The sequence below is a fragment of the Planococcus ruber genome, assembly GCF_022819085.1.
Taxonomy (GTDB): Bacteria; Bacillota; Bacilli; order Bacillales_A; family Planococcaceae; genus Planococcus; species Planococcus ruber.
Genome location: NZ_JALHAG010000001.1, coordinates 570,987 through 589,472, shown reverse-complemented (window position 1 = coordinate 589,472; position 18,486 = coordinate 570,987). Strand labels below are relative to the sequence as shown.

The following is an 18,486-nucleotide window of genomic DNA, read 5'->3' as shown; positions in this document are numbered from 1 at the left end:
CAACTTTTAAAAGCAGCAAGCCTAATAAAAAAGCTTATCTCAAAATCCGGCCATGGCCGTTTTCAAGATAAGCTTCTGATGGTTATTTTTCAAGATTTGCTTTTGGTGTAGCATGAAGGTTTTGCGCCGGTTCCCTTTCAGCAGCAACAGCCGGTTTTTTCGACCAGATTGTCGCAAGAATCGGACCGGAAATGTTGTGCCAGATTGCACCCCAAACGCTTGGCAAGGCAGCCAATGGACTAAAGTGTGCGGTCGCCAAAGCCACGCCGAGGCCGGAATTTTGCATGCCGACTTCAATTGAAATCGCGCGGCGGTCGTTTTCATTTAACCCCAGTGCAAAAGCCGTCAAATAGCCAAGGAGCAGCCCGAAGCCATTATGAAGAAAGACTGCGAAAAAGACGATCGCGCCTGAACTGATGACGTTTCCGGCATTTGCTGCAGTGACTGCTGAAACAATGATCAAAATCGCCAATACCGAGATCAGCGGTACGATGGTGATGCTTTTTTCCACAAATTTCGGCAAGAAGCGCTGGACCATGAAGCCTAAAGCAATCGGAACAATGATCACTTGAATAATGGACATGAACATTGAAACCGGATCAACCGGAAGCCACTGGCCAGCGAGAAGCAGCAGCAGCAGCGGCGTCATGATCGGTGCCATTAATGTAGAAAGAGAAGTCATGGCAACCGACAAGGCGAGATTTCCTTTTGCTAAATACACCATGACGTTTGACGCGGTTCCTCCGGGAACACAGCCAAGGAGCACGAGCCCGGCCGCAAGTTCCGGCGGAAGATTCAATACTTTCGCGATGGCAAAAGCTGCAAGCGGCATGATGATAAATTGGGCAGCAACGCCAATGATAACGGGAAGCGGCCGGGTCAAAACAATTTTAAAATCAACGGGCTTCAATGTCAGCCCCATTCCAAACATGACAATTCCCAGCAAAATGGTGATGTATGCGCCGAGCGGAAGAAATGGATCGGGAAGTAAAAAGGCGATAAGTGCAATCAGGATGACCCAGAAGGCGAAATATTTGCCGGCAAAATTGCTGATGGATTCTAAAACTTTCATTGGACCGCTCCTCTCGTTTCTCGCTTGATCAATTTATTTGGATTTAACCGGTTGTCAGGATCCAGCGCCTGTTTAATTCGTTCCATGACGAGCAGTGCAGCCCCGTGTTCTTGCTGCTGGTATTTCTGCTTGCCGATTCCAACGCCGTGTTCACCGGTGCAAGTGCCTCCCCGTTCGAGTGCATAAAGAACAATCTGCTCATTCAGCAACTGGGCTTTAGCCACTTCTTCGGGGTCATTCATGTCCATCATCAGCAAGACATGGAAGTTGCCATCCCCAACGTGTCCGACAATGCCGCCGACCATGCCTAAGGCGAATACTTTCTCACGGGCATCGGCGACAGCGCCTGCCAGTTCCGAAATCGGCAGACAGACATCTGTCACCATCATTTTCTTGCCTGGATTTCCATGGATAAAGGCATAAGCTAAATTATGGCGCGCTTCCCACAACCGGTTGCGCCCAGCATTATCGGTTTCAAACTCGATGCTTTCGCAATTATGCCCTTCAACAATTTCGTTCATAAAGGCGATGTCTTGCTTCAGCCCGGCTTCATTGCCGTGAAATTCAAGAAATAAGGTCGGTTTTTCTGCATAATCCGTTTCGCTGAAAAGATTCACTTGGCGGATTGAGACTTCATCCACCAGTTCCACTCTCGCAATCGGGATGCCCGCCTGCAAAATCGAGACAACTGCTTCGACCGCATCTTTAACGCTTGGAAAAGAAGCACGTGCTGCCGATACATGCTCGGGGATGCCGTAGACTTTCAACGTCAATTCTGTAAAGCAGCCGAGCGTCCCTTCTGACCCCGTGAATAATCCATTCAAATGAAGGCCGGATGACGACTTCGCCGCTTTGTTGCCCGTATGGATTACCGTCCCGTCAGCAAGCACCACCTCGAGATCACGGACCTGGTCGCGCATGACCCCGTATTTGACGGAAGTCGTTCCGCTCGCATTGGTCGCCGCCATTCCGCCGAGTGTCGCATCCGCTCCTGGATCGACCGGGAAGAACAGTCCATATTTCTTTAATTCTTTATTCAATTGCGTACGGGTAACGCCTGGCTGAACTTTGACCAAAAAATCATGTTCCATCACTTCGAGCACCTGATTCATCTGAGAGAAATCGATTGTAATGCCGCCGTTGTCCGGTATCACATGCCCTTCCAAGCTCGAACCAAGCCCAAATGGAATAATAGGAACGTGCAAACTCTTTGAAATTTCCATGATGTTCACGACATCTTCCGTCGTCGCAGGAAATACCACGATATCCGGCAGTTTTTGGGCGTGATATGATTCGTCCCTGCCGTGCAATTCCCGCACCGTTTCATTCAAAGTAATCTGGTCTGTGCTCAACTTCGTTTGTAAAGCCTCAACGGCTCGTTCAATTTCCTGCAGCTTCATTGCCGTTCATCCCCTCATTTAACTATCAATATAAAGACATTTTTCAATTGGTCCGACCAATAAAATTTATTATACCGATTAATCTGAATTTTTCAATGATTATTTTAATTTATTGATTATTTTTTCGGTAGTTGATAAGGTGAAAGAACTAATGGTTTATCAGGAGGAGCGAAATGAATGGTTTCTGGAAAGAAAAAGACATCGCAAATTATTGCGGGAAAAATCGAAGAATTCTTTTTGAATGGAGATTTGCATCCTGGCTCCAGACTGCCGTCGGAGCGTGAACTCGCTGGCCGCTTCGGTGTTAGCCGCTCTTCTGTCCGAGAAGCGCTGCAGCAGTTGGAATTGGCTGGAGCCATTGTGATTCGGCAAGGCGGCGGCAGCTACATCAACACGAGCGAAGTTCAGAAAGTGAGCCGTTTGCTTTCCGATTCCATCGTTGAAGCAGAAAGCCATCTTGTCCAGGACATGCTCGAACTTCGGCGCGCACTCGAAATCGAAGCGATTTCCCTCGCAGCGGTTCGAGCTGTTCCTGCTGATTTAGCGAACATCAAACAAGCACTTGATGAGATGAGGAATGCCTTATACGATGCGGAAAAAGGAATCAAAGCGGATTTGCATTTCCACCAGCGCATTGTGGAGGCATCGCATAATCCCTTATTGATCCATCTTGTTCAGTCATTAGCGGAAAAAATGGAAGATTCCATCCGGGCAACCCGCACCCATCGGTTTATGGATGTGGACCGATATGAAGATACTTATGTGGAACACGCCGAATTATTCGAAGCCATCTCCATCCGGAATTCCGCGCTAGCAAAAGAACGGATGGAAAAACACATCACCCGCATTTTGGACGAACTTGATCTGCCGGATTTTCCATTGCCAGCCCAACCGGACAACGTGGGGTAAAACAAAAACGCCTGCTGAAAAGATCAGCAGGCGTTTCGTTTTCATCTACCGCATAAATCCGCCTTCGGAATGGATGATTTGCCCCGTGATCCAATCGGCATCCGGTCCAGCCAAAAACTGGATCAATTTTGCCGCATCTTCCGGCTTGCCGATTCGGCCAAACGGAAACCGCTCCTGCAAGTATACTTTCAAGCGATCGTCCATCCAGCCAGTGTCCGTCGGGCCCGGATTGATGGCATTTACCGTTATGCCAAGCGGCGCGGCTTCCGCTGCCAGCGTGATGGTCATCGCTTCAACCGCCCCTTTGGTTGCGGCATAAGCTAGTTCACCCGGCATCGCTCCTTGGAACTGCCCCGAACTCAAGTTGATGATGCGGCCTCCTGTACCTTTCTTAAACGCCTTGGCGAATTCACTGCAAAGAAGCGCCGTTCCGCGGACATTGACTTCGTAGTGGCGGTCCCAAATATCTGCCGTCAACTCGGTAAACGGACCGCTAGTGGAATAAGCGGCATTGTTGACCAAAATATCCGGCAGTCCCATTTTGCGGATAACCGTCTCCATCAACAGAGCCGGCGCTTCTTTTTGAGACAGATCCAATTCCATTGTTTCTGCTTTTACACCAAATTTCCTGAGTTTGAAAAGCAATGCTTCCGGCTCGTTAACCTCCACTCCCCATGGCATTTCCCGGTCATAAGCCGTCCAGTAACTAAAAAATAAGTCGCAGCCGTTTTGGGCCAGTTCCAGGCAGATGGCCGCTCCGATGCCATCCAGCCGGCTCGCACCGGTCACTACCGCCAATTTTCCAGCGAGTTTCATTCAACCACCCCATTCGGCTTTTCGGAATTCAAAAAAGGCATGATCCGGCTCCGGTTCAATTGGAACCGATCCCATATCCTTGAGACAATTAGTCCTTGCTGGACCATATCTTCAAATTCCGACAGAGTGACGAGTTTCGCATCGCAAACTTCCCCCGGCTGCAAGACGAGGTCTTCCGGCTGGATCGGAGCCGTTCTTTTCCAGATGTAGCTATCCAGAAAATAATTAGGATAGCGAATTTCCCCCAGAAACTCCAGCTCTTTTTCTTCCGCCACGAGGCCCGTCTCTTCTGCCAGTTCACGCACAGCCCCTTGTAGACTCGATTCACCTGCAGTCACGGAGCCTCCCGTCGTTTCCCAAAGGAGCGGATACGTTTTTTCCGCATCTCTTTGCGTCAAGAGAATCCGGCCATCCGCATTCACTGTTAAAATCTCCACTACCACATGGTATTCACCCGGCTGCTGGGATTCTCCTCTTGTATGTAATTTGTTTATCGGTCTTTTGTTCTCATCTACCAAATCCCAGACTTCCATTCGGATCTCCTCTTTTCTATGGCTTTCTTTTATATTGGTTAATGGCATCTTCTAAAGCTTCAAGCTCATGGAAATCGTTCTCGTTTGGAATCCGAGATTTTCATATAATTTCACAGCAAAATTCTCAGCTTTTGCGCTTAGTCGAACTTCCGCATAGCCTTCTTTCTGAAAATGGCTAATTGCTGCATCCATTAAAACTTTGGCATACCCGTTGCCTCGAAATTCCTTCAACACAAATAATTCATAAATAAACACATTCTTTTCATCAGTGAATTGGTCTTTACCGATGCCTAATAGTACCCACCCCAACAGCTGATCTCCTTCTGTAGCAGCTAAATAAAAGCACCCCTTATCCAGCAGCGACTGAATAAGCTGCCGAATTTTTTCAATGGTTGGCCTGGCTTCTCCCAGGGTACCGTCGAATATGGCCTGTGGAGACAACGAGAGAATCGTTTCCATCAATCCTTCATTTGGTTCGCTTATCTTCATATTCGTCCTCCTGTTGTAACAGTTTTTCTGGTATGCCATTTTACTCCCCGTAAAAGCGATAAAACCTTCGGTACTGGCTCGCAATGAGCCGGCATTCCGAAGGTTTTCTTTTACAGGATCAAACCATAATCGGTCAAACCAACAATGATTTTTCGTACTTGCCGAAGAATTGATTGATCGTAATGATGGAGCCGGTAATGATTGACATGATCTTTTGGTCGATCGTTTCTTTGCTGCCTTCAGTTTCCTTAAAAATCAGTGAGCTTCTCCACAACTCTTTCAAATTGCTGTATTCGTGCGGAAGCTTTTCAGCCAGTTCAAGCAATTGTTCTTTGTGCGTCACTTGTTCCAGCAAGGTTTTGACTTCCTGCAGCAGCTTGGAACTGACCGCCATCCTTTTGGTTTCAAATACATACTGGGATAATAGGCACATAAGCCGTATTTCGTCCTGTCTTAAAGCGTGAGAATTTGGGGCAGAAGAAGCCAGAGCCACGGTATTGTTTACAAATGGATGGATAATGGTGCAGTAAATGGTGCGGTCGATCATTTCATCACTTCCCCGTTCTAAATTTGCGGATTTTTTATCGCTCTTATTCTTTTTTCCAATAAGAAGCACCGTCTTTGCTCCGATTAACGAAACCGTATTCGATCAAATATCGGCGGATTGAAACATAGTCATGATAAACCTTTTCCAAAATTTCGTTCATTTGGAGTTCCGTGTAAGTTCGATCCGGATCGAACCTTGAGGCAATGGATTCTAAAAGAATCAGCTTTTTTTTCTCCTTGCTCGGAAACACTTCAATGCGGTTTGTAAAATCACCTTTGAAATAGTTTGCTAAAATCTTTTCTTTTTCTTCAGCGGAAATTCCAGCAGCAAGATTCATTTTTAGGCTCCTTAACAGAAAATGTCCAATCGTGTCATTTATTCCAAAAGTATAACAAAAATTCCGATAAGTTGATACGGCCCTCCCATCAAAATATTCTCGGATGCGGTTTGCTATCCTCGTTATCTGACAGGATTCTCTATATGATGAAGAGGCACGGAAAATTAACGATGAGGTGAAAAAATGGGCACAGCATTGATCCTAATTGATATTCAAAATGATTATTTTCCAACGGGCAAGATGGCGCTTCACAATCCGGAAAAGGCAGCCGAGAATGCAGCAAAAGTTTTGGATTGGTTTCGAAAAAATCAGAAGGACACCATTTTCCATGTTCAGCACATCGCTGCCAACCCGGCAGCCGGTTTCTTCCTCCCGGATACAGAAGGCGCTGAAATTCATCCAACGGTCCAGCCACAGGAAAACGAACCCATTGTGGAAAAACATGCACCGAACAGCTTCCTCCGGACAGACTTGGAAAGCCAGTTAAAGGATAAAGGAATTACTAAGCTTATCGTGGCCGGCATGATGACCCATATGTGCATCGATGCCACTGTGCGCGCTGCAGCTGATTTAGGCTATGAAACCACACTAATCGAAGATGCATGTGCAACACGTGAGCTCACTTATCAAGACAAAAGGGTGCGGGCCGAACATGTGCATACTGCATTTGTCAGCGCACTCCAATCGTATGCAAAAATAATAACGACTGATGAGTTCTTAACACAAGATGGATCGGTCCATTGATCAGAAAAAGGAAGCTTGTTCCATGCAAGCTTCCTTTTTTGTTCCTATTTTATGAAACCCGCCCGTATAAACGACGCAGTCAGAGGAGAATCATCCACGAAATGCTGAAGATGATATAGACCGCTGGTATTGTCATCCAGAACGTATTTGTTGAGGTGTCTGGGTGTTTTTCTTTAATGACTTTTTTGATGATAGCGACTAAATTCAGGCAGAACACGATGGCTAAAATTGGGTTTAAATAAATCCCTGCTAATATTAAATTTTCCATCTCCCTGACTCCTTGCTGGTTTTTTTATATTAGAAATTCATTTTAATTTACAATACGGCATTGCGTTGCTTCCGGTTCTCTTTAATCAAATTCAAAAGCTGCAGGCCGTCACTTCGGCCACCGCCTAGAAATCGCGGATATGTAAATGGAAGCAATGGGCTCGCAAACAAAAAGAAGCAAATGCCTGCAAGATTGACAAAAATGCTCTCGGGCACACCCGAAGAAAAAATGGCAGCTGCATAAAATAAGGCAGCCCCTACAAGTGAAAGGAGCGGCCCGCCCAATAAAAAGATCGTTCGCGGACGAACTGCCGAAAGCGGGACTTCTCGCCAGTTAGGTTGAATGCAGAATCCATACAGAGCCAATGTCAGGTAGCATGTAATCCGGCCAAGTTTGATTTTCAGCTTCTTTTCTTTACTTGAAGACCCCAAATATATTTCGGCTGTAGCTTTCTTATTTTGCATAACTGTAGCAACAGCATGCCCTAGCTCATGAATAAATAGCCCCGTTGAAATCATCAGCAGAACCAGCATTATTTCCAGTATCATCCCCAATGCGTTCTCCCCCTTTTATACTGGCTCAACTCTTTAATTGAATTATTCGAGATCTTATAGATAATTTTACCATTTAAGATCATTTAATCCACTAATTTCTAAAAAATCCAATAAATAAAAAAGGCGCTTAAACTTAAGCACCTCTTCTCTATCGTTCACCTTAGTCAGTGAATGAATCAGCCGGTCGAAAAGGATTTCCATAGCCCTTCTGAAATCACTTCCACTTTTCCATCGGTCACTTTAATCGCCGTTTGATCGTCGATGGCATAAGACGGCCCCTGGATTTTCGATGCCCATTTTGCTGCATGATCCAACGTGTTTTCCGGAAGCGATTCGTTTTCCAGATGCGGAAAAATCGAGAAGCCGATGAGGCTAATGCCTTCATCTTTTCCACTGGGCGGCATCCAGCCCATAAAATCTTCGCCAATCCGCGGAGCCAGCGCCATACTGCCGGCACTCATGCCGACATAAACGGCCTCTAACTCTGGCAGCAATTGCGCAAGTCCGGATTCGCGCATCCAATGCGCCAAATAGAGTGCGTCCCCTCCTGAGACAAGAAAGACGTCCGTTTTTTCGATCAGCGGCAACCATCGTTCCCGTGGAATACTCGGGAGAGCCGTAAGTTCCAATATTCCGACGGATTTCCAGCCAAAATTCACCATCGGGTTTTCCGAATTGCCGCTGATAAATTCCCAAGTCTTTATACCGGGGCCGACCCACGGATGCCCGTACATGGCCGTCGGTATGCAAAGCGCCGAACATTCTGATACGGGTTTTCCGAGCGATTTGACCAATGCATCCTCAATGCTTTTATTTGTGATGCCGGCTGATGTGAGCATATACTTCATGATTCCCTCTCCTTTCACGCCATTCACTATCGTCTTAGACGGAATTATTTTAGGATAGGCAGATTCGGTTGATGGACCCAGTCCAAGATAAATCTGGCTTGGTGGGGATTCAAATGCGGAAACTGATCCGGCGAGAAGAAACGGTGTTCCTTGCTTTCTTCTGCATCTTGGATCAACTCCCCTGCAAAATCCGTTGCATGGAAAATAATTTGGACACTGAAAACTTGATCTCCATTTGCGTATTCAGCAAAACCTTCTTCGCCAGAATAAAGGCCGAACAGCTTTAAATCTTCGACTTTCAAACCGGTTTCCTCGAGGGTTTCACGCACCGCTGTCTCCTCGAAAGTTTCTCCAGGTTCCATCACTCCTCCAGGAATCCCCCAGACATCATCGTCTTTCCGGTGCTGCAGCAAAATCTGGCCATTTCTTTCAATTATGATCCCGCAGCCGACAGTCATAAGCATCTTCGTGCCGATTACCTTCCTCATTTCTTGGATGTAATTCATGTTAGCCTCCTATGAGAAAAAAATTGTATCTTGTACCAAAGCCTTCCTTCCATGTATTTGAATGAAAAGCACATTGTCTACGAATCCAAAAAAAGCTGTCCCATCTGCCACAACATGTGGCCAGGCGGAACAGCTTTTCAAATTTTAACGGATCGTTTTCAAAGCGGTCGACCAAGGAATGACTTGGTCGAGCATTTGGTTTACCGAGGCTGCTTGCACAGGTGCAGGTTTGAACTCAGCGCCGTTCACGAAATCAGTGAACAACGAAAGAGCCGGATGGACGCGGACGTCCGCTACCAATAATTCGCCCAGGATACCGCGAAGGTGTTCAGCTGCGCGTGCACCGCCTACGGAACCGTAGGATACGATGCCGGCTGCTTTGTTGTTCCACTCAAGGCGCAGATAATCCAATGCGTTTTTAAGTGAACCTGTGATCGAGTGGTTGTATTCTTGCACGACAAAGACAAATCCGTCCTGGGCTGAAATTGCTTCTGACCAAGCGGCTGCGCCTGATGCGTCCCCGCCGTTTTCACCTAGCAAGGGCAGTTTGTAATCTGCGATATCAATGATGGTATAGTTCGCATCATTGCGTTGATCCGCCAGTTCTTTCACCCAATTCCCTACTTGCGGGCTTAAGCGCCCTTCGCGTGTTGATCCTAAGATGATGCCGATGTTTAACTTCGTCATTTCTATTTCCTCCTGTTGTTTGTTTCCAAATAGTTTTGATAAAAAGCTCATTTAAATGATTCTCCTTACAGATACTCTTTTTCGATCGTTTTCGTGCTGCGCACCGTATCGATTGGGCGAACCATTGCTTCGATCTGTTCACGCTTCGGCTCTAAAAACGGCGGCAATGATAATTTCTCGCCGACTGTTTCGTATGGTTCGTCTCCCATGAATCCAGGGCCGTCTGTAGCCCATTCAAAGAGAATTCCTTGCGCTACCCGGGCATAAAGCGATTCGAAGAAGAAGCGGTCCACGTAGCCGGAAGTACTGAATCCTAGCTGCTGCATCCGGTCAATCCACTCTTTCAAGACATTCGTATCCGCTACCCGGAATGCGGCATGGTGCACCGTGCCAAAGCCTTGCTGGCCGCGCGGCAATAACGTATTGTGCTCAACAATCACTTGTGCACCATTCCCGCCTTCGCCGACTTCAAATAAATGAAGCGATCCTTCTTTTGCGATTTCGCGCATCAACATCGCTTTTTCCAGCACTTCTTTGAAGTAATCGAATTCTGCAATGCGGACGTGGATCGGGCCCAGCCCTGTAATGGCATATTCCAAAGGAACCGGCCCATTCTGCCAAGGGGTTCCGGAAGCGACGCCCACATTTCCTTCATCAGATACCAGCATGTATTGCTGGTCGTCAAAATCCACGAAGGATAACGTCTTTTTGCCGAACACTTCTTTGATGCCTTTATGTTTCACTTCATATTTATCAAAACGCTTCACCCAGTATTCCAGTGCAGCGTCAGTCGGCACCCGGAAAGCCGTTTTGTAAATTTCATTCGTGCCGTGCGTTCCTTTCGGGATGCCCGGGAAATCGAAGAACGTCATATCGGTTCCTGCCGACCCTTTATCGTCTGCAAAGAATAGATGGTATGTTTGGATATCGTCCTGGTTGACGGTTTTCTTAACTAGGCGCATTCCAAGTACATAGGTGAAAAACTCGTAGTTTTTTTCAGCACTGCTTGTAATAGCCGTTACGTGGTGGATCCCTTTTAATTCGTTCATAGCAAATCTCTCCTCTAATCAATAATTATCTCGAATTCGAGATATATAGTTAAAAAAATAAAACCGTGGCAAAATGGCTTATCCATAAATTATCTTTAATTCGAGATAATCATATCATGGCATTTTGAACTGGTCAAGCATAAAGTTTTTTCTTTGCCTTCAATTAAAAAGAGCATCCACTCGCGGATGCTCTTTTCGGCTCGATCGCTTGGTTATCTCAAAGCCATTTTCACGGTTTTCCGGTAATACCCTACCGTCAATAAGGCAAAAAGCAAATAAATGGCAGCAAATAAAATCATGACAGTTATCGCTGAAACCAGTATGCTCGACTGGAAAAAGTAAGATAATGCTTTCAGGGCAAAAATCGAATGAATCAAACTGATTGCGAGCGGCAACCCAAAAACAAACAGCTGCTTGCGGATTATGCCATTCATAATCTCATTCACCGAAAATCCAAGCTGGCGCAGCGTCAAATAGCTTTGCTTTTCTTGTTCCGCTTCGTTCATTTGCTTGAAATACAGGATGCTTCCGGTAGAAACCAGGAACACGAGCCCCAGGAATCCAGCGATGAAAATCATCAGTCCGTTCGACTGCATTCCGTCTTGAACCGTTGAATAATAATCTTGGCGCGGATTGGCCCCATAATATTTCGGCTGGTGATAAATCGAGGATGCCGCTTCCAAGTCTTGTTCATTTAATATATGGAATCCATCGATTCGGCGGATTTCAACCGAGCCGCTGGCTTGCAACTCTTCCTTTAGTTGTTCATACTTCGTTGGGTTCACCACCACTTGGGTATAGAAAGTCTCCCAGTTGATGACGTTCCCTTCCCCGAATGCAGCAATTTCAATCGGTTCTTCTAAATCATCAAAGTAAAGGTCCGCCGGCAAGCGTTCGTCGTCCATGAACATGGAAAGGGATGACGTAGAATGCAGGCTTGCGCTGGCAGTTCCAGGCGCTTCGATGTCGATTCCAGCGTTTCGCAGCTCTTCATCGCTCACAACGGCAATGTACAGGGGATCACTTGGAACCGCCAAAGCGCCTGCTTCCAATTGGCCGCCTGTTACGAGAATTTCCATTGTGCCATGCTGGAATTCAATGCCTTCCTCTTTCATTTCCGCACTTATTTCTGCCGCAAAAACTTCCTCGTCTTCAAAGATGAAGTCGAATGGCATTTTGGCCAGGGCTTCTTGTTCCGTTGAATAATAGAACGAGTAAGCACCTGCAATCATCGACAACGTCATGGCCGACAAGACGGTGATGATCGTCAGGGAATTGGCGTTGCCTTTTAAACGGTGCATCAAAGGCGCAATTGATAAACTGTTGGCCAGCCCAAGATGCCCTTCTTTTCGGCTTCTGATTTTGTACAAAAGCCAGCTGAGCGTCACCCGGAAGATCAGATACGTGCCAGCAACGGTTGAAACCATCACACCGAAAATGTTCAAAAAGAAATTCGTATCGAACATTCTTTCAGAAAGCCAGTAGCCAAATACGATGAATAGTACGCCAGCAGCTGCGAGAATAGCGGCGGCAGCCGTTTTCGGTTTTTTTGGATGTTCCCCGACTTTTTCTTTGTTAAATAAGGACAGCAGCGTGTTGCGGTAAACCATCCGGATCATTTGGATTGTCGTTAAAGCAAAAATTCCAATAAACACGGCAATCGTCTGCAGCACTGCCTTCATGGAGAAAGAAACACTGATGGCGGTCTCAAATCCAACCAATTTCAGCAAGAGCAGGAGGAAAACACGGGATACGAGCATTCCAATTAAAATGCCGACAAGTAAAGCCCCGATTCCCAACAAAGTATTTTCAACCACCAATAAACGGGCAATTGTGCTTTTTTTCAAGCCGATCAATTGATAGAGCCCAATTTCCCGGCTTCTTCTCTTCAAAAAAATCGAATTTGCATAAATGATGAAAATTCCGGCGATAAAGACCAGCAAAATCCCGGCAGCGAGAAACGCCGTGCTGATCATCTTGTTTCCTTGTTCCACTATGGCTTGATCATATTGCAGCGTGGCAAACACAAAATACAGAACCACGCTCAGGATAAGTGCAAAGAAGTAAAGGTAATAATGCTTGACGTTTTTCCGCATGCTGCGGATGGCCAAATCAAAGAGCGTCAATGCTGTCACCCCCGAGCACAGCTTGAACGTTCAGGATTTCCTGGAAAAACGCCTGTCTTGTTTTAGCGCCTTTGTACAGTTCGGAATAAATTTGGCCGTCTTTCAGGAAAACCACGCGGCTGCAATAACTGGAAGCAAGCGGGTCATGTGTGACCATCATGATGGTCACTTCGCGCTTTTCATTGACGTCGGCCAGGTTGCCGAGCAGAGAAGAAGCGGCTTTTGAATCAAGCGCTCCGGTCGGTTCGTCCGCAAAAACCATCGATGGCTGATTGATGAGCGCCCGCGCAGCGGAATTCCGCTGCTTTTGCCCTCCTGAAATTTCATGCGGATATTTGTTTGCAAGTTCCGTGATTCCCAGAATGTCAGCGATCGAGCGGAATTCCGCTTCCGCTATTTTCTTTCGCATCTTGCCGAGCGATACCGGAAGCAAAATATTTTCTTTCACCGTCAGCGTGTCCAGCAGGTTGTAGTCCTGGAAAATGAATCCGAGACGGTCGCGTCGGAACGCCGACAACTGTGCGTCTTTCATTTTCGATATATCCGATCCGCTGATCGTGATCGTCCCTTCAGTCGGCCGGTCAATCGTGGCGAGCACATTCAGCAAAGTCGTCTTGCCGGCGCCGGAAGGGCCCATGATGCCGACGAATTCCCCTTTTTCCACACGCAGGTCGATGCCTTTTAAAACTTGCTGGACATTCCCTTTAGAGCCGAATGATTTTCCTATATTGTCGGCTTGGAGAACGGAGTGCGAATCTGGTTTCTTATTGGTTTTAATCGCCTCTTTTATTTTTGTAAACATAGTTTTGCCTCCCTGTTTTCTTATATCCCTATCGTACCGTGTGCTTTGCACCCGGTCGTTTGATTTACATGACAAACAGGAAGCTCAATGTGACAATGCCGTCACTTACGGATATGATCGAATTCGTTTTCCATGGAAAAGGCCAATTCCATCGTTGTTCCTTTTGCCAATTCGGATTTGGCGTTCAACTGGATGCCGATTTTCTCTGCCACCATCTTCGCCAGATACAAGCCGAGGCCCGTTGCTGCATTCTGGATTCGGCCGTTCGAGCCTGTAAAACCTTTATCGAAAATTCTCGGCAAATCGTGCGGAGCAATGCCCGGCCCTTGATCTTTCACTATTAACACTGTATGCCCTGATTCTGCGGTTCGCACGGAAATGGCGATCGTTCCGCTGTCCGGGCTGTACTTAACGGCATTTGAAAGAATTTGCCGCAGGGCAAAACGGCTCCACTTTCTGTCCGTTATCACGCTCTGTTCCAGCCCATCCATTTCGACTTCCACGTTCTTCTCTAAACACCAGGACATCAATTCACGGATTTCGGCTGAAACCAGTTCTTTTAATTCTACTTCTTCCAAAGCATAATCGCTTTCGAGTGTCGGCAGCCGGCTTATGTATAATTGCTGGTCGATCAGTAAATAGATCCGCAGCCATTCCGCTTCAATTCGACTTGCAGCCGGCATGTCCCGATTCGAATCAATGATCAGTTTCATGGCCGTCAGCGGCGCTTTCGCTTCATGCACCCAAGCCGCTGTATAATCGACTTGAATCATGCTGTTTTTCCGAACTTCCTCAAGCTGTCCTGCGAATTGCATTCCCTTTTCGATTAACAGGTCATTGATGATTTCTTCTTGTTTAAATCCAGCATCCGGCAGAGCTTCGACCCAAGCCATGCCGTTCGTTTCATCCATAGAAGCCAGTTCTTTTACATAAGCGGTTTCTTTGAAGTAGCGCCAAAGGATAAAGCAAACAAGAGAAACGATCACTAAAGCGTTCATATATAAAATGGAGGATGCCGCAACATCAATCCCAGGATCCAGCCACAGCAACAAGTCAATGGCACCCAATACAAAAATGATGAAAAAGATCCAGCTCATCCGGTCGCGCAAAAAACGCAAGAACATCGAATCCCTCTTTTCTAAAAAGTGACGGCCACATAGCCAAGCCCTTTTTTCGTGATAATGGCGTCGCCTAAATCGAGTTCCGCAAGTTTTTGCCGAAGCCTCGTGACATTCACCGTTAACGTATTGTCGTTGACAAACCGTTCATCGTCCCACAATTTACGGATCAATTCATCACGTGAAACGATTTCATCTTTCGCATCGACCAGTACACTTAAAATGAAAAATTCGTTTTTCGTCAATTCGACTTCCCTTTCATCTCGCCGAATCAGGCCGCGTTTTAAATCGATGACGGCGCCGTTCCATTCTTTTACATCGGAGGATTCTTCACCGTAGGAATAGACGCGCCGCAGCGTCGCTTGGATTTTGGCAATCAGGACGTCTGAATGGAACGGCTTTTGCACATAATCATCGGCCCCCATCTGCATCGCCATTACCATATCCATCGGGTGGTCGCGCGAAGAAAGAAAGATGATCGGCACTTTGGAAATCGACCGGATTTCACGGCACCAATGGAATCCATCGTAAACCGGCAACTGGATATCCATGATGACCAGATGCGGTTTCTGTTCCATAAACCCTGTTAAAATTTCCTGGAAACTTTCAGGTCCGACCGCTTCAAGCCCCCATTTTTGCAGCCCTTCTTTCAGCGCTTGAAAGATTGCCGGATCGTCTTCTACGATGTACACTTTCATATCCATCACCCACACACGCCCTTTCTTTCTTACATTCTACTGGAAATCCGAATCGACAAGCAACGACAACGCCAAAAGGCCCCGCCCGGTTAAGGGCAAGGCCTGGTTGATCAACCTTTGATTTGGACTAACTGATTGCCTTCTACATCGTATTGCATCATCCGAACACTTGGATCCTTTTCGTATTCCAGAACCGCCATTATTTTTTCTTCTCCGGCTACTGCCTCCCAGTCCGCATCGTACACTACCAGGAATTTATCCACATAGGCCCTGCCATCACCGATAATCGAGTTGCTGCCGTATTCCGCTTTCAACTCCTGCCCGCCAATTGTCAACCTTTCCTGCTCCTCTTTTGCATAAAGCACCGCTTCGCCTTTCGCTAAATCAGGCACGCTTTTTAGTGCTTCCGTCTTGTCTCCTCTGATTACTTCTCTCAGCAATTCCTTATCAACCAAAGCTTGCGCCGTCTGTTCACTTAGCACCATAACTTTTTCGCCGTTATCTTCCACTATTTTAATTTGATACTGATCGTCGCTGACCATGTTGATTTCTTCTTTTTTATCTTCAATAGCCGCCTGTTCTTGCTCCAATACCTCTTCGATATTCGGTTCATCCCCGTATACAATTAGGCCGTTCGCTTTATCGAACCATCCGCATCCTGAAAGCAAAGTTCCTGCCAGAATAGCGGATGCACCGATCAATGTCATTTTCTTCATATGAATTTCCCCCTTTCAATTAAGAACATGCGTCTTTCAGAAGCTCGTCCTTTATTAACTTTAGTATAAGAGGCTGCGCGAGAAGTTTCGTTCGTTCTAGATGACGCTATGCTTACAATATTGCAAGGAACGAAAAAAGAAGCTGCTTTTATGAAGCAGCTTCTCTCTAGCCATGAATTCAGAACATCGGTTTGAACAGTGTGTAGAATACGGTCCCTTCCGGACTGGTCTCGATCTCGATTTTTGCATTATGCCTTGCTGCGATTCCGTAGGAGACTCCAAGGCCAAGCCCTGTGCCATTGTCTTTTGTCGTGTAGAACGGCGTTCCCAGTTTTTCCAGAATCTCTTTTTCAATTCCCGTTCCTTGATCCCGCACTTCCAACACGACGTCGCCGTCTTCTTTCATATAGGTGGAAATGGAAAGGGTCTTTCCGGCTTCCATCGCTTCCAACCCATTACGGCATAGATTGATCAGCAATTGCTTGATTTCATCCGGATTCAGGAAAAGCTCCGGAATCTGAGATGTCTGGATATCGATCAATTTGTTTTGGTTGATCGTATCAATTTCCAGCAAAGGTGCCACATCGTAGATCAATGCGTTCAAATCAGATTTTTTCAAATCGGATTTGTTGATATTGCCCATGGCCAGGAATTTCGTGATAATCGAATTGGCGCGGTCGAGTTCATCGATCATCAATTTAAAGTATTTCTTGTGCTCGCCCAAATCTTCCATCGTCAACAATTGCAGAAAGCCTCGGACAGTGGTCATCGGATTGCGAATTTCATGGCTGATCCCAGCCGCCATATGGCCAATCAGCTCCAGGTTGGCCAGGCGCTTCAATTCTTTCTCGAAGTTCTTTTTTTCCGTTATGTTTTTGGACAAGCAGCAAATTCCTTCATCGTATGGATAAGCCACCATTTCCTGCCAGAAAACACCGGATGGGGAAGACAACTCGAAATGGACTGGCACTCGGTCAAACATCGCCTTATGGAATTGTTCGAACATAGCCGTCTCAGCCAATTCAGGAAATGTCTCCCAAATCGATTGGCCGAGGATATCACTCGGCTCCATTCCTTTTGGCAGCGGCTGATGCTTATTGATATAGATAAACTTCCATTCTTTGTTGAGTGCGAAAAAGCCATCGGTGATGCTTTCAATCACATCGGTCACACGTTCATTGGCATTTGCCAATTCTTTCGTCCGTTCATCCACGAGTTCCTCCAGCTGTTCCATCTGCCAAAGGTTATCAAAATTGATGGCAGTGGCATCCAAAATGGATTGGACCAACTGAATGTCCGGATTGTTCAGCGAAATCGTTTTTTCGAAAAAGGATTCCACGGTTAAAACGCCCAGCACCTTCCCTCTGGAAATCATCGGGAATAACAGGACTCTGCGCTTGCCGTCCAGCGGAATGATCGCCATCTCCTTGTTGCGGAACACTTCATGCAATGTCGGCCTAAAGACTTGGCCCGTTTTTTCATTCATGCTTGAAGTCCATTCTTCCATTGGCCATAGGGAGTTTTCGCTGACTTTTGCAATTGCAATTTCTGAAGTGCTGCCGTCCCGGATGTGCAAAGCGGCATTCCGGCTGCCCCAAATTTTTCGCACGTAGGAAAAACTGATCGTTAAGCAGTCTTTGATGGAAGAACAAGCTGAAAGTTCCCGGTTTGCATCCAATAAAAGCTGTTTCTCGCTGACCACTTTTTCTTTTTGCTCCAAGTTTTTTGCGTTCTGGATGGCAATGGCCGCCATATTCACGTAAGCTTCTGCACTTTGCAGTTCGGATTCATCCATTTGAATCTGGTTAAAGTAAAACAACTGGACCATTCCGAGCATTTCTTCTTTATAGATAATCGGCAAGGCTAATAACGATTTGATCCGCAGCGCTTCACAGACTTTAGGGTCCGGCCTGGGATCATGCAGGGCATCTTCGATATAAATGGTTTTTTTGGCCTCAATTAATTCTTTGGCTAAAAGATCCGTTTCCGGGTCAATGACCAATGAATAAATGGACATGCCATTCATATAATCCGGCTTGCCTGCGCTGCCTCTGAACGTGCCATCGCCAACCGGAAGGAAAATTCCAACAGCATCGCATTGGATGATCTCTTCTGATATCGCAGAAGTCACATAATCCAAAACTTCATTCAATTCAAGTTTTTTATTGATGATTTTTGTGATTTCAAAAATCTTAGAGTTTCCGGTCGTCTCTTTTGCCATTGTCATTACTCCGTTCTATAAAGGAAACTATCAAGGAATAGAAGGA

General features: G+C 46.3%; 21 protein-coding genes. 2 read left to right on the top strand and 19 right to left on the bottom strand.

The window, feature by feature from the left end:
• Nucleotides 1–82: 82 nt before the first annotated feature.
• A complete protein-coding gene (locus tag MTR82_RS02965) occupies nucleotides 83–1,072 on the bottom strand; it encodes a bile acid:sodium symporter family protein (protein WP_246807646.1) in 990 nt (329 codons plus the stop codon).
• A complete protein-coding gene (locus tag MTR82_RS02960; RefSeq protein ID WP_246807645.1) occupies nucleotides 1,069–2,472 on the bottom strand; it encodes an FAD-binding oxidoreductase in 1,404 nt (467 codons plus the stop codon). The genes MTR82_RS02965 and MTR82_RS02960 overlap by 4 nt, the downstream gene beginning before the upstream one ends.
• A gap of 177 nt (nucleotides 2,473–2,649) precedes the next feature.
• Here MTR82_RS02960 and MTR82_RS02955 point away from each other — a divergent pair, with 177 nt between their 5' ends.
• On the top strand, nucleotides 2,650–3,381 hold the full coding sequence (locus MTR82_RS02955; RefSeq protein ID WP_246807644.1) for a FadR/GntR family transcriptional regulator: 732 nt from the start codon (nucleotides 2,650–2,652) through the stop codon (nucleotides 3,379–3,381).
• Nucleotides 3,382–3,426: 45 nt separating this feature from the next.
• Here MTR82_RS02955 and MTR82_RS02950 read toward each other — a convergent pair whose 3' ends face one another.
• The 5 genes from MTR82_RS02950 to MTR82_RS02930 form a co-directional block, all read right to left on the bottom strand.
• Nucleotides 3,427–4,197 carry an SDR family oxidoreductase gene (locus MTR82_RS02950; RefSeq protein WP_246807643.1) on the bottom strand — a complete coding sequence of 257 codons (771 nt, stop codon included), beginning with the start codon at nucleotides 4,195–4,197 and terminating at the stop codon, nucleotides 3,427–3,429.
• Nucleotides 4,194–4,730: an NUDIX hydrolase gene (locus MTR82_RS02945; protein WP_246807642.1), complete on the bottom strand. Its 537-nt coding sequence runs from the start codon at nucleotides 4,728–4,730 to the stop codon at nucleotides 4,194–4,196. The genes MTR82_RS02950 and MTR82_RS02945 overlap by 4 nt, the downstream gene beginning before the upstream one ends.
• A 51-nt stretch (nucleotides 4,731–4,781) precedes the next feature.
• Complete coding sequence (locus MTR82_RS02940; protein WP_246807641.1) at nucleotides 4,782–5,219, bottom strand: GNAT family N-acetyltransferase; 438 nt, start codon at nucleotides 5,217–5,219, stop codon at nucleotides 4,782–4,784.
• 133 nt (nucleotides 5,220–5,352) lie between these two features.
• Nucleotides 5,353–5,835, bottom strand: a complete 483-nt coding sequence (locus MTR82_RS02935) for a hypothetical protein (RefSeq protein ID WP_246807640.1) — start codon at nucleotides 5,833–5,835, stop codon at nucleotides 5,353–5,355.
• Entirely contained in the window at nucleotides 5,810–6,103 is a 294-nt protein-coding gene (locus tag MTR82_RS02930) for a DUF2087 domain-containing protein (RefSeq protein WP_246807639.1), read from the bottom strand. The genes MTR82_RS02935 and MTR82_RS02930 overlap by 26 nt, the downstream gene beginning before the upstream one ends.
• A gap of 183 nt (nucleotides 6,104–6,286) precedes the next feature.
• Between MTR82_RS02930 and MTR82_RS02925 the strand changes: the two genes are divergently transcribed.
• Entirely contained in the window at nucleotides 6,287–6,847 is a 561-nt protein-coding gene (locus MTR82_RS02925) for a cysteine hydrolase family protein (protein ID WP_246807638.1), read from the top strand.
• Nucleotides 6,848–6,926: 79 nt separating this feature from the next.
• Here MTR82_RS02925 and MTR82_RS02920 read toward each other — a convergent pair whose 3' ends face one another.
• The 12 genes from MTR82_RS02920 to MTR82_RS02865 all read right to left on the bottom strand — a co-directional run bounded on the left by MTR82_RS02920 (nucleotide 6,927) and on the right by MTR82_RS02865 (nucleotide 18,440).
• Nucleotides 6,927–7,115, bottom strand: coding sequence for a hypothetical protein (locus MTR82_RS02920; protein ID WP_246807637.1), 189 nt, complete (start codon nucleotides 7,113–7,115; stop codon nucleotides 6,927–6,929).
• Between the two features lie 47 nt (nucleotides 7,116–7,162).
• A complete protein-coding gene (locus tag MTR82_RS02915; RefSeq protein ID WP_246808548.1) occupies nucleotides 7,163–7,663 on the bottom strand; it encodes a hypothetical protein in 501 nt (166 codons plus the stop codon).
• A gap of 182 nt (nucleotides 7,664–7,845) precedes the next feature.
• A complete protein-coding gene (locus tag MTR82_RS02910) occupies nucleotides 7,846–8,517 on the bottom strand; it encodes a Type 1 glutamine amidotransferase-like domain-containing protein (protein WP_246807636.1) in 672 nt (223 codons plus the stop codon).
• Between the two features lie 44 nt (nucleotides 8,518–8,561).
• Nucleotides 8,562–9,023 carry an NUDIX hydrolase gene (locus MTR82_RS02905; protein WP_246807635.1) on the bottom strand — a complete coding sequence of 154 codons (462 nt, stop codon included), beginning with the start codon at nucleotides 9,021–9,023 and terminating at the stop codon, nucleotides 8,562–8,564.
• 144 nt (nucleotides 9,024–9,167) lie between these two features.
• Nucleotides 9,168–9,761: an NADPH-dependent FMN reductase gene (locus MTR82_RS02900; RefSeq protein WP_246807634.1), complete on the bottom strand. Its 594-nt coding sequence runs from the start codon at nucleotides 9,759–9,761 to the stop codon at nucleotides 9,168–9,170.
• 14 nt (nucleotides 9,762–9,775) lie between these two features.
• On the bottom strand, nucleotides 9,776–10,759 hold the full coding sequence (locus MTR82_RS02895; RefSeq protein ID WP_246807633.1) for a ring-cleaving dioxygenase: 984 nt from the start codon (nucleotides 10,757–10,759) through the stop codon (nucleotides 9,776–9,778).
• A gap of 212 nt (nucleotides 10,760–10,971) precedes the next feature.
• On the bottom strand, nucleotides 10,972–12,885 hold the full coding sequence (locus MTR82_RS02890) for an FtsX-like permease family protein (RefSeq protein WP_246807632.1): 1,914 nt from the start codon (nucleotides 12,883–12,885) through the stop codon (nucleotides 10,972–10,974).
• Entirely contained in the window at nucleotides 12,872–13,687 is an 816-nt protein-coding gene (locus tag MTR82_RS02885; RefSeq protein WP_246807631.1) for an ABC transporter ATP-binding protein, read from the bottom strand. Before MTR82_RS02885 ends, MTR82_RS02890 begins: the two co-directional genes overlap by 14 nt.
• 101 nt (nucleotides 13,688–13,788) lie before the next feature.
• Nucleotides 13,789–14,811, bottom strand: a complete 1,023-nt coding sequence (locus tag MTR82_RS02880; protein WP_246807630.1) for a sensor histidine kinase — start codon at nucleotides 14,809–14,811, stop codon at nucleotides 13,789–13,791.
• A 14-nt stretch (nucleotides 14,812–14,825) separates the two neighbouring features.
• Complete coding sequence (locus MTR82_RS02875; protein ID WP_279576959.1) at nucleotides 14,826–15,509, bottom strand: response regulator transcription factor; 684 nt, start codon at nucleotides 15,507–15,509, stop codon at nucleotides 14,826–14,828.
• Between the two features lie 104 nt (nucleotides 15,510–15,613).
• Nucleotides 15,614–16,219: a lipoprotein BA_5634 family protein gene (locus MTR82_RS02870; protein WP_246807629.1), complete on the bottom strand. Its 606-nt coding sequence runs from the start codon at nucleotides 16,217–16,219 to the stop codon at nucleotides 15,614–15,616.
• 178 nt (nucleotides 16,220–16,397) lie between these two features.
• On the bottom strand, nucleotides 16,398–18,440 hold the full coding sequence (locus MTR82_RS02865; protein WP_246807628.1) for a GAF domain-containing sensor histidine kinase: 2,043 nt from the start codon (nucleotides 18,438–18,440) through the stop codon (nucleotides 16,398–16,400).
• Between the last annotated feature and the right edge of the window lie 46 nt (nucleotides 18,441–18,486).

Bases quoted from the DNA above. Each gene is read 5' to 3' on its own strand.
- MTR82_RS02965 (WP_246807646.1), bottom strand. From the start codon at position 1,072: ATGAAAGTTTTAGAATCCATCAGCAATTTTGCCGGCAAATATTTCGCC.
- MTR82_RS02960 (WP_246807645.1), bottom strand. From the start codon at position 2,472: ATGAAGCTGCAGGAAATTGAACGAGCCGTTGAGGCTTTACAAACGAAG.
- MTR82_RS02955 (WP_246807644.1), top strand. From the start codon at position 2,650: ATGGTTTCTGGAAAGAAAAAGACATCGCAAATTATTGCGGGAAAAATC.
- MTR82_RS02950 (WP_246807643.1), bottom strand. From the start codon at position 4,197: ATGAAACTCGCTGGAAAATTGGCGGTAGTGACCGGTGCGAGCCGGCTG.
- MTR82_RS02945 (WP_246807642.1), bottom strand. From the start codon at position 4,730: ATGGAAGTCTGGGATTTGGTAGATGAGAACAAAAGACCGATAAACAAA.
- MTR82_RS02940 (WP_246807641.1), bottom strand. From the start codon at position 5,219: ATGAAGATAAGCGAACCAAATGAAGGATTGATGGAAACGATTCTCTCG.
- MTR82_RS02930 (WP_246807639.1), bottom strand. From the start codon at position 6,103: ATGAATCTTGCTGCTGGAATTTCCGCTGAAGAAAAAGAAAAGATTTTA.
- MTR82_RS02925 (WP_246807638.1), top strand. From the start codon at position 6,287: ATGGGCACAGCATTGATCCTAATTGATATTCAAAATGATTATTTTCCA.
- MTR82_RS02920 (WP_246807637.1), bottom strand. From the start codon at position 7,115: ATGGAAAATTTAATATTAGCAGGGATTTATTTAAACCCAATTTTAGCC.
- MTR82_RS02915 (WP_246808548.1), bottom strand. From the start codon at position 7,663: ATGATACTGGAAATAATGCTGGTTCTGCTGATGATTTCAACGGGGCTA.
- MTR82_RS02910 (WP_246807636.1), bottom strand. From the start codon at position 8,517: ATGAAGTATATGCTCACATCAGCCGGCATCACAAATAAAAGCATTGAG.
- MTR82_RS02905 (WP_246807635.1), bottom strand. From the start codon at position 9,023: ATGAATTACATCCAAGAAATGAGGAAGGTAATCGGCACGAAGATGCTT.
- MTR82_RS02900 (WP_246807634.1), bottom strand. From the start codon at position 9,761: ATGAGCTTTTTATCAAAACTATTTGGAAACAAACAACAGGAGGAAATA.
- MTR82_RS02895 (WP_246807633.1), bottom strand. From the start codon at position 10,759: ATGAACGAATTAAAAGGGATCCACCACGTAACGGCTATTACAAGCAGT.
- MTR82_RS02885 (WP_246807631.1), bottom strand. From the start codon at position 13,687: ATGTTTACAAAAATAAAAGAGGCGATTAAAACCAATAAGAAACCAGAT.
- MTR82_RS02880 (WP_246807630.1), bottom strand. From the start codon at position 14,811: ATGTTCTTGCGTTTTTTGCGCGACCGGATGAGCTGGATCTTTTTCATC.
- MTR82_RS02875 (WP_279576959.1), bottom strand. From the start codon at position 15,509: ATGGATATGAAAGTGTACATCGTAGAAGACGATCCGGCAATCTTTCAA.
- MTR82_RS02870 (WP_246807629.1), bottom strand. From the start codon at position 16,219: ATGAAGAAAATGACATTGATCGGTGCATCCGCTATTCTGGCAGGAACT.
- MTR82_RS02865 (WP_246807628.1), bottom strand. From the start codon at position 18,440: ATGGCAAAAGAGACGACCGGAAACTCTAAGATTTTTGAAATCACAAAA.